At 73.6% G+C, this 13,139-nt stretch carries 11 protein-coding genes; 9 read left to right on the top strand and 2 right to left on the bottom strand.

Translation table 11 applies throughout. The features are described 5' to 3' along the window. Nucleotides 1-13: 13 nt before the first annotated feature. Complete coding sequence (locus AB5J51_RS08850; RefSeq protein WP_053788584.1) at nt 14-1,426, bottom strand: family 2B encapsulin nanocompartment shell protein; 1,413 nt, start codon at nt 1,424-1,426, stop codon at nt 14-16. Between the two features lie 315 nt (nt 1,427-1,741). Between AB5J51_RS08850 and AB5J51_RS08845 the strand changes: the two genes are divergently transcribed. The 5 genes from AB5J51_RS08845 to AB5J51_RS08825 all read left to right on the top strand — a co-directional run bounded on the left by AB5J51_RS08845 (nt 1,742) and on the right by AB5J51_RS08825 (nt 9,068). After that, on the top strand, nt 1,742-3,118 hold the full coding sequence (locus AB5J51_RS08845; protein WP_369777381.1) for a hypothetical protein: 1,377 nt from the start codon (nt 1,742-1,744) through the stop codon (nt 3,116-3,118). A gap of 109 nt (nt 3,119-3,227) precedes the next feature. Beyond that, nucleotides 3,228-4,577: a family 2 encapsulin nanocompartment cargo protein terpene cyclase gene (locus AB5J51_RS08840; protein WP_369777380.1), complete on the top strand. Its 1,350-nt coding sequence runs from the start codon at nt 3,228-3,230 to the stop codon at nt 4,575-4,577. Beyond that, nucleotides 4,574-5,992, top strand: coding sequence for a family 2B encapsulin nanocompartment shell protein (locus AB5J51_RS08835; protein WP_369777379.1), 1,419 nt, complete (start codon nt 4,574-4,576; stop codon nt 5,990-5,992). Before AB5J51_RS08840 ends, AB5J51_RS08835 begins: the two co-directional genes overlap by 4 nt. A gap of 127 nt (nt 5,993-6,119) precedes the next feature. Further along, on the top strand, nt 6,120-7,796 hold the full coding sequence (locus tag AB5J51_RS08830) for a glycoside hydrolase family 71 protein (RefSeq protein ID WP_053790026.1): 1,677 nt from the start codon (nt 6,120-6,122) through the stop codon (nt 7,794-7,796). A 105-nt stretch (nt 7,797-7,901) separates the two neighbouring features. Continuing rightward, nucleotides 7,902-9,068 (top strand): aminotransferase class V-fold PLP-dependent enzyme, encoded by a 1,167-nt coding sequence (locus AB5J51_RS08825; protein WP_369777378.1) that lies wholly within the window; start codon nt 7,902-7,904, stop codon nt 9,066-9,068. A gap of 6 nt (nt 9,069-9,074) precedes the next feature. Here the strand turns inward: AB5J51_RS08825 and cobF are convergent, their stop codons facing one another. Beyond that, complete coding sequence (gene cobF, locus AB5J51_RS08820) at nt 9,075-9,827, bottom strand: precorrin-6A synthase (deacetylating) (RefSeq protein ID WP_030297624.1); 753 nt, start codon at nt 9,825-9,827, stop codon at nt 9,075-9,077. A gap of 18 nt (nt 9,828-9,845) precedes the next feature. Between cobF and AB5J51_RS08815 the strand changes: the two genes are divergently transcribed. Genes AB5J51_RS08815 through AB5J51_RS08800 form a run of 4 tightly spaced genes read left to right on the top strand, consistent with a single transcriptional unit; the run spans nt 9,846 to nt 13,130 of the window. Continuing rightward, nucleotides 9,846-10,601, top strand: coding sequence for a (Fe-S)-binding protein (locus AB5J51_RS08815; protein ID WP_136225172.1), 756 nt, complete (start codon nt 9,846-9,848; stop codon nt 10,599-10,601). Beyond that, nucleotides 10,598-12,100, top strand: a complete 1,503-nt coding sequence (locus AB5J51_RS08810) for a lactate utilization protein B (RefSeq protein ID WP_053790029.1) — start codon at nt 10,598-10,600, stop codon at nt 12,098-12,100. The genes AB5J51_RS08815 and AB5J51_RS08810 overlap by 4 nt, the downstream gene beginning before the upstream one ends. Next, a complete protein-coding gene (locus AB5J51_RS08805; protein WP_053790030.1) occupies nt 12,097-12,735 on the top strand; it encodes an LUD domain-containing protein in 639 nt (212 codons plus the stop codon). The genes AB5J51_RS08810 and AB5J51_RS08805 overlap by 4 nt, the downstream gene beginning before the upstream one ends. A gap of 5 nt (nt 12,736-12,740) precedes the next feature. After that, nucleotides 12,741-13,130, top strand: coding sequence for a VOC family protein (locus AB5J51_RS08800; RefSeq protein ID WP_053790031.1), 390 nt, complete (start codon nt 12,741-12,743; stop codon nt 13,128-13,130). Nucleotides 13,131-13,139 lie beyond the last annotated feature (9 nt).

The raw sequence follows: 13,139 nt of genomic DNA, 5'->3' as shown, positions 1-13,139 counted from the left end.
GCGGCCGCCGCCCTCAGTCGTCGAAGCGCGAGATCTCTACGTTCTCCAGCACCCCGACGGCGTCGGGCACCAGAATGGCCGCCGAGTAGTACGCGGTGACCAGGTAGGAGACGATCGCCTGCTCGTTGATGCTCATGAACCGGACGGACAGGCCCGGCTGGTACTCGTCCGGCAGGCCCAGCTGGTGCAGACCGATGACCCCCTCGTTGTCCTCGCCGGTACGCATGACCAGGATCGAGCTGGTCCGCTCCTTCGTGACCGGGATCTTGTTGCAGGGCAGCAGCGGCACCCCGCGCCACGAGGGCATCGAGTGCCCCTGGAACTCGACGGAGGCCGGGTACAGCCCGCGCCGGCTGCACTCGCGGCCGAACGCGGCGATCGTGCGCGGGTGCGCGAGGAAGTACTGGGAGCCGCGCCGCCGGCTGAGCAGCTCGTCCATGTCGTCCGGGGTGGGCGGGCCCGTGCGGGCGTAGATCCGCTGCTCGTAGTCGGCGTTGTGCAGCAGCCCGAACTCCGGGTGGTTGACCAGCTCGCTCTCCTGGCGCTCCTTGAGGGCCTCGATCGTCAGCCGCAGCTGCTGCTCCGACTGGTTCATCGGCTGGTTGTAGAGGTCGGCGACGCGCGTGTGGACCCGCAGCACGGTCTGGGCGACGCTCAGTTCGTACTCGCGGGGGCTCAGGTCGTAGTCGACGTACGTGCCGGGCAGCATGACCTCGCCGGTGTGGCCGGCGGACAGGTCCACCGCCTCGCTGCCCTTGCGGCCCACGCGCTCCGCCTCCAGGTAGGCCTCGGCGTGCCGGCGCAGGGCGGGGGAGCGGTTCAGCGCCTCGTCCCAGTCACCGCGGTTGTACGTCATGGTCACCACGTCCGTCTGGGCGCGGGCGGTGAACTCCCAGCGGGCGTCCGGCAGCGGGTGGTGGCCGAAGTGGTCGCCGTCGCTCAGGACGCCGAGGCTCGCCTCCTCCCCGTACGCGCTCTCGCCGAGCCGCTCGATGCGGCCGTGGGCGATGAGGTAGATCTTGTCGACGGGTTCGCCGCGGCGGACGATCACGTCGCCCTTGCGGAACTCCTCCTTGACGAACCGGTCCGCGATCGACTTGACGACCGCGTCGTCGGGGAAGTGCCGGAGCATGCCGAGCTCGCGCAGCATGGGCGGGATGACCCGGAGTTCGGTTCCGGTCTTGACGAAGCTGATGCGCCCGTCGCCGAGGGTGTAGCTGACCGTGCGGTTGACCCGGTAGGTGCCGCCGCTGGTCTGGACCCACGGGAGGATCTTCAGCAGCCAGCGGGAGCTGATGCCCTGCATCTGCGGGGCGGACTTGGTGGTGGTGGCGAGATTCCGCGCCGCATCGGTGCTGAGGCTCTGGCGGGCGTTGCGGTTCGGGTGTGCGGCGGCGCTCTCTTCGGTCGTCGGGTCGACAGACATGACGGAACGTCCTCTCGGTCGGTCTTCCTGGCTCCGGATGCGGCGTCGGTGACTGTCCTGCGCAGCGGCCCGGGTGAGGGTCGCGCACGTCGCGTACGTCGCGTACGGGGGCGATCGGAAGGAGTGATCCCGCTTGTGCGTGATCCGCTGTGCTCCCGCACGCCACGCACACCCGGTGTGACCGGGTGCCACCGTGTGCACACGTCTTAGTTAGAGGCAGGGCGGCCCCACCCGGTACACGGGCCCCTGTCCCACCCTGTTGAATCTCCGACCGTGTTGAAGCGCTGGACACACGTACGAGTTGGGCGGTTCTGGATGGCGAAGCGTGAACCCAACGGACAACTCCGCACCCTCCTCATCGAAGCCCGCTGGAGCGGGCAGGACTTCGCACGGGCCGTCAACGGCATCGCAGCCGAGGCCGGCCTCACCCTCAGCTACGACCGGACCTCCGTCTCCCACTGGCTCGCGGGCACCAGGCCGCCCGCCCACGTCGTCGACCTCGCCGCCGAGGCGCTGAGCCGGCGCACCGGGCGCCGGATCGCCGCCGCCGACACCGGGCTCGCCCGGCCCGCCGGGGCGAGGGCGCGGGAACGCCCCGGCGGGGGGACGCACGCGGACGTCCTCGGCGCGGCCGCGCTGGCCGGGGCGGAACCGCCGCACTGCGGGCCGGACCTCGGGGTCGGTGCGCTGGGCGAGATCCCGGTCTACTCCTCCGCGTGGCGGCCGCCGGAGGAGCAGCAGCCGGCCCGTCCGGGGCGGACCGGCTCGCGGGCCGGGGTACGGACCGGGGCGCGGGGCGGGGTACGGATCGGGCAGGACCACGTACGCGCCGCCGAGGCGGTGCTCCCGGTCTTCCGCAACGCCGACATGATGTTCGGCAGCGGGCTCGCCCGGCCCGCCCTGACCGCCTACCTCGCCACCACCGTCGCCCCGTGGCTGCGCGCCGAAGCGCCGCCCTCCGTACGCCACCTGCTGCTCGGCGCCACCTCCCGGCTGGCCTACACCGCCGGGTTCCTGTGCTTCGACAGCAACCAGCACGGGGTGGCCCAGGCCTACTACCGGGCGGCGTTGCGGCTGGGCCGTGAGGCCGGAGACCCGCAGTGCCACGCGCCCGTGCTGCGGGCGATGAGCGTGCAGGCCCACCACCTCGGCCACCGCACGCAGGCACTGGAGCTCGCGGAGGCGGCCGCGCGGGAGGCGGGGCGGCTGCCGACGCTCCAGGCGGCGTTCGTCACCGGGCAGCTCGCCGTGGCGGAGGCCGCCTGCGGGGACCGGCGGGCCGCCGTCTCCCATCTGGCCGGCGCCCAGCGGCTGCTGGACCGCTCGGAGGGGCAGAGTGCGCCGATCGGCGACTACCACCAGGCCGCGCTGTGCCACCAGCAGGCGGAGGCGCTGGCCGCGCTGGGCGACGGCCGGGGAGCCATCGCCGCGCTCGGCGCCTCGCTGCGCCACCGGCCGGCGGCGGAGCGCCGCGCGCGGGCGGTCACGGCGGCCCGGCTCGCCGAACTCCACCTGGGCCAGGGGCACCTGGAGCGGGCCTGCGCCGCCTGGCACGAGGTCCTGGACGTCGTACCGCAGCTGGAGTCGGCCCGGGTGACGGACGCGTTGCGCCGGATGCGGGGGCGGCTGCGGGCCGTGCGCGCGAGCGGGGTCGTACGGCCGCTGCTGGAGCGGGTGGCCGCGGGAACGTGACGGGGGCCTCCTCGTACATCCGTTCAGAGCTTCAACCGCGTCGGATTTTCAACAGGGCCGGCGCCGGGGCGGCTACCCGTGCGCCGGGCCCGCATCGCACTGTCATGCCATGCAGAAGCATCCGCCCGCTGCCGACCCCGCCCACCCGCCCGACCTGTCCGCCCTGGCCGACCGGTCCGCCCTGCCCGTCCTGTCCGCCCCTCCCGTACCGTCGCGTGCGGCACTGCTGGCCCGGCTGCGCGGGGGGCCGGGCGGCCCCGGCACCAGCACCCTGCGCATCCGTCCCGCCCTCCCGCCCCCGGCGCCGGCCGCCGTGCCCTTTCCGACTCCCGCAGCGGCAGCGACCCCCGCGGCGCCCGGGCGGTCGCGGGGGAACCCCGCCGTCCCCGAGCTGTACTGCCCGCCCCCGCAGCGCGACGACCCGGCCCTCGCCGAGACGGTCGAGGACCGGCTCATCGCCTGGGCCGAGGAGACCGGGATCTACGCCGGCCGGCTGGACGACGTACGGGAGCTCTCGCTCGGCCGGTACACGATGCTCACGTACGCCCACGTCGAGGACCCGGACCGGCTGCTCGCCCCCGCCAAGTGCACCCTCGCCCAGTGGGCCACCGACGACTACTACTGCGACGACGAGAGCGCCGGCGCCGTCCCTCTGCAGATCGCCACCCACCTGTCCCAGGCCCTGGCCGCCATCGACCCGGCCCATCTGCCGGCCCGCTACGCACCCCGGCTGGAGCAGGCCATGCGCGCCGACCCGGTCCTCGTCGCGCTGCGCTCCAGCACCGCGCACCTGTCCCGGTACGCCACCCGCTCCCAGCTCACCCGCTACCGGCACGAGATGGCCGCGCTGTTCTCCGGCTACACCGCCGAGGCGGGCTGGCGGGTCTCCGGGCGCACCCCGCCCGTCTGGGAGTTCCTCGCCGTCCGCCAGGACAACAGCTTCATGCCCACCATGGTGATGCTCGACCCGGCCGGCGGCTACGAGCTGCCCGTCGAGGCGTACGCCGACCCGCGCGTGCGCGGCGCGGTCCTCAAGGCCGCCTCCGCCAGCGTCATCGTCAACGACCTCTACTCCATGCACCGCGAGGACGAGAGCGCGGCCGTCAACTACAACCTGCCCGCGCTGATCGAGGCCGAGGAGGGCTGTTCGCGGGCCGAGGCGGTCCGCCGCTCCGCCGACCTCCACGACGAGCTCGTACGCGCCTTCGAGGAGGAGTCGGCCCTCCTCGCCGCGGCCGGATTCCCGCCGCTGATCCGCTTCCTGGCCGACGTATGGGCCTGGCTCGGCGGAAATCTGGAATGGCACCGCACCACCGCCCGCTACAACTCCGCGGGCCGCGACCCGGCCCGGGACGACAGCCCGACGCACGGTCAGGAGCACGGCCCGACGCACGGCCCGACGCACGGCCCGACGCACGGCCCGACGCACGGCCCGACGCACGGAGGGACCCCGGCATGACCACCCCCGAAGCCCCCACCCCCGAGGCCGAAGCGGCGGCCCGGCAGGCCGCCCTCAGCACCGCGGCCGCCCGAAACCTCGCGACCACCACCAAGTCCGTCCCCCAGATGCAGGGCATCAGCTCCCGCTGGCTGCTGCGCGTACTGCCCTGGGTGGACGTCACCGCGGGCACCTACCGCGTCAACCGGCGCCTGAGCCACGCCGTGGGCCGCGGCCGGGTCTCCTTCGTGCAGACCGGCGCCGACGACGTGCGCATCCTCGCGCCCACCCTGGGTGAACTCCCCACCCTCAAGGGCTTCCAGGACCAGGAGGTCCTCGAGGACCTCGCCGTCCGCTTCGTGAAACGGGACCTGCGCGCAGGCGACACCCTGGTCGAGGAGGGCGCGCCCGTGGAGGAGGTCTTCGTCATCGCCCACGGCCGCCTCGAGAAGCGCGCCCAGGGCAAGTACGGTGCGCCGGACGTCCTCGGCGTCGTCGCCGACGGCGACCAGCTCGGCGACGACGCCCTCGGCCGGCCCGAACCGCGCTGGGACTACTCCGTACGGGCCGCCACCGCCGGAACCGTGATGGTGCTGCGCTGGCGCGCCTTTCAGGAGGTACTGGAGCGCTCCGCCGCCCTGCGCACCCACCTCGAACAGTACGTGGAGAACGGCCGCCGCCCGGTCAACCGGCGCGGGGAGGCCGACATCGAGCTCGCTTCCAGCCACGCGGGCGAGGCCCTGCTGCCCGGCACCTTCGTCGACTACGACCTCAGCCCGCGCGAGTACGAACTCTCCCTCGCCCAGACCGTCCTGCAGATCCACACCCGCGTCGCCGACCTCTACAACGATCCTATGAACCAGTTCGAGCAGCAACTGCGCCTGACCGTCGAGGCGTTGCGCGAGCGCCAGGAGTGGGAGCTCGTCAACAACCGGGAGTTCGGGCTGCTCCACAACGCCGCGTACGAGCAGCGCATCAACACCTGGTCCGGGCCGCCCACCCCCGACGACCTCGACGAGCTGGTCACCATGCGCCGCGGCACCAAGGTGCTGCTGGCCCACCCCAAGGCCATCGCCGCCTTCTTCCGCGAGTGCAACAAGCGCGGGCTCGTCCCCGACTCCGCCGAGGTCCAGGGCAAGTCGGTGCCCGCCTGGCGCGGGATCCCGCTGCTGCCCTGCGGCAAGATCCCGATCGTCGGCGGCCACACCAGTTCGATCCTCGCGCTGCGGACCGGCGAGGAGCAGGAGGGCGTCATCGGCCTGCGCCCGACCGCGATCCCCGAGGAGTACGAACCCGGCCTGAACGTCCGCTACATGGGCATCGACCAGCGCTCGATCATGTCCTACCTGGTCAGCGCCTACTACTCGGCGACCGTCCTCGTCCCCGACGCCCTCGGAATCCTGGAGAACGTGAACGTCGCCGCCGCCCGTTCCTGACCTCCGGCCGGCCCGGGGCCGGTTGCCGCCCCGTGCCCCTGCGAACGGTTGTCCGGAAGCCGCCGATCGGCTCTACTGCTGTGCAGGTCCCGCAACCGGGGCACAGTGCAGGGGGAGGGCATCCACGATGAGTTCGCACCGCCGCCGCCGGGGGTTCCGGGGCCGGCCGCTGCTGACCCTGCTCGCCGCCGCCTTCCTGCTCGTCGGCGTCTGCGCCGCCACCGGCATCGCCTGGGACCCGTTCGCCCGTGCCTCCGGCCAGGACGGCGCCGCCGCTTCCGCGATCGGCACGCCCTGGTCCGCCGGCACCGGCACCGGCTCCGGGAGCCCCACGCCGGACGCCACCGGCCAGGCCCCGCCCGCCCCCGGCGGCAGCCCGGGCGGTGAGGACCAGAGCCCGGGCAGCGCTGCCGGCGCGGGGGACGCCGACGGTCAACGGCCCGCCGGAGCCCTGCCCTTCGACCTGCCCGCACCGGCCGCCCTGCGTACCGGCGGCGCGGGCAGGAAACTGGTGTTCGCGCACTACTTCACCCCGTACCCGCTCTCGCTGGACAACGCGAGCGCCGACGCCGACTACTACACCCGCAACTACCTGGACCCGGGCGGGGAGAACGGCAAGCACGAGCGGTACGGCGGCCTGCTGCGCGACCGGCCGCTGCCCGTACGGCCCAAGGGCGGCAACTGGGAGCGTGCCAACCTCGAGCAGGAGGTGCGCACCGCCCGCGCCGCCGGGCTCGACGGGTTCACGCTCGACATGCTCTCCCTGTCCGGGCCGAACCGGGACCGCGCCCACCTCCTGATGGAGGCCGCCCATGCGGTCGACCCCGCGTTCAAGATCATGCTGATGCCGGACATGACCTCGCTGAACACCGACGATCCCGGCGTGCTGGCCGACGCCGTCGCCGCCCTCGGCAAGGCCCCCGCCGCGCACCGCCTCGGCGACGGCCGGCTCGTCGTCTCCCCGTTCAAGGCGGAGGCGAAGGACGTCGCCTGGTGGACGAAGGTCCTCGACCTCCTCAAGAGCCGGCACGGCATCCGCACCGCCTTCGTCCCGACGTTCCTCGACTTCGACGCCAACAGTGCACGGTTCGCGCCGATCAGCCACGGCTTCTCCGAGTGGGGCAGCCGCAGCTACGTCGGCCAGGACAGCGCCACCCGCGACGTGCAGCGGGCCCACGGCATGGGCAAGATCTGGATGCAGCCCGTGTCGGTCCAGGACGCCCGCCCCAACCAGGGCATCTACGACGAGGCCGGCAACACCGCCACGCTGCGCTCCACCTGGACGCACGCCATCGACGACGGCGCCGACTGGGTGCAGCTCACCACCTGGAACGACTACTCGGAAGGCAGCCAGTTCGCGCCCTCGCTGCACAACGGGTACGCCTACCTGGACCTTTCCTCGTACTACCTGACCAAGTTCAAGACGGGCAGCTGGCCGGAGATCGTCCGCGACACGCTGTACGTCTCCGCGCGCACCCAGTTCGCCGCGGCCGACCCCACGGGCAGCCAGTCGCTGGTGATGTCCCTGCGCAAGGGCAGCGCCGCACCCCGCGACACGGTGGAGGTGCTCAGCTTCCTGACTGCCCCGGCGACCGTCCGTACGGCGGTGGGCACGGCCCGGGACGAGCACGAGGCTCCGGCGGGCATCCATTCCGCGCTGCTCCCGCTGCGCCCGGGCACCAGCTCGGCGGTGGTGGTCCGCGACGGCAAGCCCGGCGCGGAGGTGAAACTGCCCTACGCGGCGGACCGCACGGTGAAGGTCCAGGACCTGCAGTATTACGCCGTCACCAGCGGGCGGGACTAGGGCGGAACGAGCGGGTACCGGCCACCTTCACGGTATTGGCCCTTCCGGGCGTCCGGGGGCGGCCCGCATCATGCGGGCAACCGCACACCACCCCTCGGAGGATCCGTGACCGACCCGACCACCCCCGCCGCGCCGTTGCGTCCTGCCGGGCCCGCCGTGTTCCCGGGGGGACCCGGGCTGTTCCGGCTGGACCCGGAGATCGCCCACCTCAACCACGGGTCGTTCGGCGCGGTGCCGATCCCCGTGCAGGAGGCCCAGGCCGCCCTGCGCGAGGAGGCGCACGCCGATCCCGACGCCTTCTTCATCGGAGCCGCGGACCGGATCGCCGGGGCCCGCGCCCGCATCGCACGGCACTTCGGCGCCGACCCCGACGGCATCGCCTTCATCGCCAACGCCACCGAGGGCGCCAACCTCGCCCTCGACGCCGTCCCGTTCGCCGACGGCGACGAGATCCTGGTCACCGACCACGGCTACGGCACCGTCGTCGCGGCCGCCGCCCGCCGCGCCCGGGTCACCACCGTCGCCCTGGACCCGAACCTGCCCGACGAGGACGCCGTACGCGAGACCGTGCTGGCCGGGCTGACGCCCCGTACCAAGGTGGCGCTGTTCGACCACATCAGCTCGCCCACCGCCCGGCTCATCGCCTCGCCCCGGCTGCTCGCCGACCTGGCCGCCCGCGGGGTCACCACCGTCGTGGACGGGGCGCACGCCCCCGGCATGGTCGCGGACCCCCTCGCCGGGGGCGCCGACTTCTGGTTCGGCAACCTGCACAAGTGGGGGTACGCACCCTCCGGCAGCGCCGTCCTCGCCGTCGCCCCCGGACACCGGAGCCGGGTCCGGGCGCTCGTGCCCTCCTGGGAGGACGCGGACGGGTTCCCCCGCTCCGTCGAGAACCGCGCCACCGCCGACTACACCGGCTGGCTCGCCGCCCCCGAGGGCCTGGACCTCCTCGACCGGCTCGACGCCGCGAAGGTGCGGGCCCACAACAGCGCACTGGCCGCCCACGGCGCGGCCCTGCTCGCCGAGATCCCCGGGATCACCCCGCTCCCGTACACCGAGGGCCTCGCCATGCGTTCCCTGCGGCTCCCGCCCGGCACCGCCGAGACCTACGAGGGCGCGCGCGCCCTGCGCGAGCGGATCGCGGCGGACCTGGGCATCCGGGTCCTGATCTGGCCGTGGCCGGGCGGCGGAGGCGTCCGCGTCTGCGGGCAGGTCTACAACCGGCCCGAGGAGTACGAACGCCTCGCCGCCGAGCTTCCGGCCTACCTGTAGGGGTGCTCAGCCGCGCCGGAGCAGATACGTGTCCATGATCCAGCCCTTGCGGGCGCGGGCCTCGGTCCGGAGTTCCTCGATCCGGCCGGAGACCTCCGCCAGCTTCCCCGAGACCAGGATCTCGTCCGGGGTGCCGACGTAGGCGCCCCAGTAGATGAAGAGGTCCTGGTCGAGGTGGGCCGTGAAGGCGTGGCGCGCGTCCAGCATCACCACCACGTCGTCCACGTCCTGCGGCCAGCCCTCGGCCAGCCGCCGCCCGGTGGTGATCTGGACCGGCCGGCCGACCCGGTTCAGGTTGGTCCGGTGCCGGGCCAGCAGCGAGGAGATGCTGCTGATGCCGGGCACGACCTCGTGCTCGAACGCCACCCGGCCCCGCTCCAGCACCTCGTCCAGGATGGCGAGCGTGGAGTCGTACAGCGAGGGGTCGCCCCAGACCAGGAACGCCCCGGTCTCGCCCTCCGCCAGGTCCTCGGCGATGAACCGCTCGAAGATCTCGGCCCGCGCGCTGCGCCAGCCGTCCACCGTCGGCGCGTACTGGTCCGGGGTCCGGTCCCGGTCCGGGTCGCGGCCCTCCACGAGCCGGTGGCCGGGGCGGGCGTGCTCGTCGAGCATCGCGCGCCGCAGCCCGGTCAGATCCGCCTTCTCCTCGCCCTTCTCCAGGATGAGGAATGCGTCCGCCGCGCCGATCGCCTTGACCGCCTGGAGGGTCAGGTGGTCCGGGTCGCCCGCGCCTATGCCGATCACTGAGAACTTCTTCACGCCGCTATTCTGCCCGTCATGCGTGCCGCCCTGTTCGTCACCTGCGTCAACGACGCGCTGTACCCCCGGACCGGCATCGCCGTCGTACGCCTGCTGGAGCGGCTCGGCGTCGGCGTGGACTTCCCGGCGGCCCAGAGCTGCTGCGGCCAGCCGCAGTACAACACCGGCTACCGGCGCGAGAGCGAACCGCTGCTGCGGCGCACCGCCGCGGCCTTCGCGGGGTACCCGTACGTGGTCACCCCGTCGGGTTCCTGCGCCGCGATGGTCCGCGCCCACTACCCGCGCATCGCCCGCCTGGCGGAGCAGGAGGGGCGGGGCTCCGGGCTGGTGGCGCAGGCGGAGGACCTCGTACCGCGCGTCTACGAGCTGACCGAGTTCCTGGTCGATGTACTCGGGGTGACCGATGTGGGCGCGTACTTCCCGCACGCCGTCACCTATCACCCCTCTTGTCATGGCTTGCGGGGGCTCGGGCTGGGGGACCGCCCGCGGCGGCTGCTGGCCGCCGTCAAGGGCCTGGACCTGGTCGAGCTGCCCGGCGCCGAGGAGTGCTGCGGCTTCGGCGGCACCTTCGCCGTGAAGAACCCGGACGTGTCGGCGGCGATGGGCACCGACAAGATCGACAGTGCGGTGGGGACGGGCGCGGACGTGCTGTGCGGCGCCGACAATTCCTGCCTGGCCCATCTCGGCGGGATCCTGCACCGCAGGGGGGACGCGATGCGCGCCCTGCACCTCGCCGAGATCCTGGCCTCGACGGAGGAGGAACCGCTGCGATGACGGGCACGTTCGTGGGGATGCCATCGTTCCCCGCCTTCCCCGCCTTCCCGGAGGCGGCGCGGGAGGCCGTCGGGGACGGGGTGCTGCGCGCCAACCTCCGGCACGCCACCCACACCATCCGCGACAAACGGGCCCGGGCGGTCGCCGAGCTGGCCGACTGGGACCGGCTGCGCGCGGCGGGCAAGGCCGTCAAGGACCACACCCTGCGCCATCTCGACCGCTACCTGCTCCAGCTGGAGGAGTCCGTGACGGCCGCCGGCGGCACCGTCCACTGGGCGGCCGACGCGGACGAGGCCAACCGGATCGTGACCGGGCTGGTGCTGGCCACCGGCCACCGGGAGGTGGTCAAGGTCAAGTCCATGGCCACCCAGGAGATCGGCCTCAACGAGGCCCTCGAGGCGGCGGGGATCGCCGCGTACGAGACCGACCTGGCCGAGCTCATCGTGCAGCTCGGCCACGACCGCCCCTCGCACATCCTCGTCCCGGCCATCCACCGCAACCGGGCCGAGATCCGGGAGATCTTCGCGGCGGAGATGGGCCGCTGGGGCCGCCCCGCGCCCGATGGCCTCGGCGACGACCCGCGCGAGCTCGCCGAGGCCGCCCGCCTCCACCTGCGCGAGAAGTTCCTGCGCGCGAAGGTCGCGGTCTCCGGCGCCAACTTCATGGTCGCCGAGACGGGCACCATGGTCGTCTTCGAATCCGAGGGCAACGGCCGGATGTGCCTCACGCTGCCCGAGACCCTCATCTCGGTGGTCGGCATCGAGAAGGTGGTGCCGACCTTCCGGGACCTGGAGATCTTCCTCCAGACGCTGCCGCGCTCGTCCACGGCCGAGCGGATGAACCCGTACACGACGATGTGGACGGGGCTGGGCCCTTCGAGAGGGGCGGACGGCGACGGCCCCTCCGCCTTCCACCTCGTCCTCCTCGACAACGGCCGCACCGACACCCTCGCCGACGAGGTGGGCCGCCAGGCGCTGCGCTGCATCCGTTGCTCCGCGTGCCTGAACGTCTGCCCGGTGTACGAGCGCGCCGGCGGCCATGCGTACGGCTCGGTCTACCCCGGGCCGATCGGCGCCATCCTCAGCCCCCAACTGCGGGGTACGGGCAGTGAGATCGACGCCTCGCTGCCGTACGCGTCCACCCTGTGCGGGGCCTGCTACGAGGTCTGCCCGGTCGCCATCGACATCCCCGAGGTCCTCGTCCACCTGCGCGAACGGGTGGCCCAGGGCGGCCCGGTGACCCGCGAGGGCGTCCGCGTGCGGATCCGCCCCGCGCACGGCCACACCGCCGAACGGGCCGCGATGCGGGCCGCCCGCCTGCTCCTGGACCGCCCGGCCGCGCTGCGCGCGGGGGAGCGCCTCCTGGCCCGGGCCCGGCGGCTGCGGCCGCGCCGGCTGCCGGGCCCCGGCCGTGCATGGACGGACGCCCGGGACCTCCCCGAGCTCCCGCCGGAGCCGTTCCGCGACTGGTGGGCGCGGGAGCGGGGAGGGCGGGCATGAGCAGCAGGGACCGCATCCTGGGCCGGATCCGCCGGGCCGTGGCGGACGGCGCCCCGGACCCCGCCGTCCCCCGGGACTACTTCCAGGTCCACGGCACCCGTACGCCGGCGCAGACGGCGGACCTCCTCGCCGCGAACCTCGCCGAGTACCGCGCGAAGGTCCACCGGGTGGACGAGGACGGCCTCGCGCCGCTCCTGATGCGACTGCTGGCCGCGCGGGGCGCACAGACCGTGCTCGTGCCGCCGGCCCTGCCCCCGTACTGGCTCTCGGCAGCCGACCCGACCCGCATCCACGACCGGGCCGTGTCCACGGCGGGCGAACTGGACAGGGTGGACAGTGTGGTGACCGGCTGCGCGCTGGCGATCGCCGAGACCGGCACGATCGTCCTCGACGGCGGCCCCGAGCAGGGCCGTCGCCGCATCACCCTCGTCCCCGACCACCACATCTGCGTGGTCCGGGTGCCCGGCCAGGTGGTCGACTCGGTCCCGCAGGCCCTGCGCCGCCTCGACCCGACGCGGCCGCTGACCTGGATCTCCGGACCCTCCGCCACCAGCGACATCGAGCTCGACCGGGTGGAAGGTGTGCACGGCCCGCGCACCCTGGAGGTGGTCCTGCTGACCGGACCAGCAGAATGAGTCCCATGCCCGCTTACATCGCCCTCACCGCGCTCGTCGTCCACGACTACGACGAGGCCATCGACTTCTACACCCGCGCCCTCGGCTTCACCCTCGTCGAGGACACCGCCCGCCCGGACGGCTCCCGCTGGGTCGTGGTCCGCCCGAACGGTGCCACCGAGGCGGCACTGCTGCTGGCCCGCGCCAAGGACGAGGCCCAGCGCTCCCGGGTCGGGGACCAGACGGGCGGCCGGGTCGGCTTCTTCCTGTACACGGACGACTTCGCCCGGGACCACACCCGGATGACGGCGGAGGGCGTCCGCTTCCTGGAGGAGCCGCGCCACGAGACGTACGGCTCGGTGGCCGTCTTCGAGGACCTCTACGGCAACCGCTGGGACCTCCTCGAGCCGGCGTAGCCGTCGCCG

The organism is Streptomyces sp. R33 (assembly GCF_041200175.1).
GTDB lineage: Bacteria > Actinomycetota > Actinomycetes > Streptomycetales > Streptomycetaceae > Streptomyces > Streptomyces katrae_B.
Note: the sequence above shows the minus strand (reverse complement) of the source record. Positions and strands in the feature narration are given on the sequence as shown.

Excerpts from the sequence above, each read along its gene's own strand:
- AB5J51_RS08815 (WP_136225172.1), top strand. The coding sequence starts at position 9,846 with ATGCGTGCCGCCCTGTTCGTCACCTGCGTCAACGACGCGCTGTACCCC.
- AB5J51_RS08850 (WP_053788584.1), bottom strand. The coding sequence starts at position 1,426 with ATGTCTGTCGACCCGACGACCGAAGAGAGCGCCGCCGCACACCCGAAC.
- AB5J51_RS08800 (WP_053790031.1), top strand. The coding sequence starts at position 12,741 with ATGCCCGCTTACATCGCCCTCACCGCGCTCGTCGTCCACGACTACGAC.
- AB5J51_RS08835 (WP_369777379.1), top strand. The coding sequence starts at position 4,574 with ATGACCACCCCCGAAGCCCCCACCCCCGAGGCCGAAGCGGCGGCCCGG.
- AB5J51_RS08840 (WP_369777380.1), top strand. The coding sequence starts at position 3,228 with ATGCAGAAGCATCCGCCCGCTGCCGACCCCGCCCACCCGCCCGACCTG.
- AB5J51_RS08845 (WP_369777381.1), top strand. The coding sequence starts at position 1,742 with ATGGCGAAGCGTGAACCCAACGGACAACTCCGCACCCTCCTCATCGAA.
- AB5J51_RS08805 (WP_053790030.1), top strand. The coding sequence starts at position 12,097 with ATGAGCAGCAGGGACCGCATCCTGGGCCGGATCCGCCGGGCCGTGGCG.
- AB5J51_RS08830 (WP_053790026.1), top strand. The coding sequence starts at position 6,120 with ATGAGTTCGCACCGCCGCCGCCGGGGGTTCCGGGGCCGGCCGCTGCTG.
- AB5J51_RS08810 (WP_053790029.1), top strand. The coding sequence starts at position 10,598 with ATGACGGGCACGTTCGTGGGGATGCCATCGTTCCCCGCCTTCCCCGCC.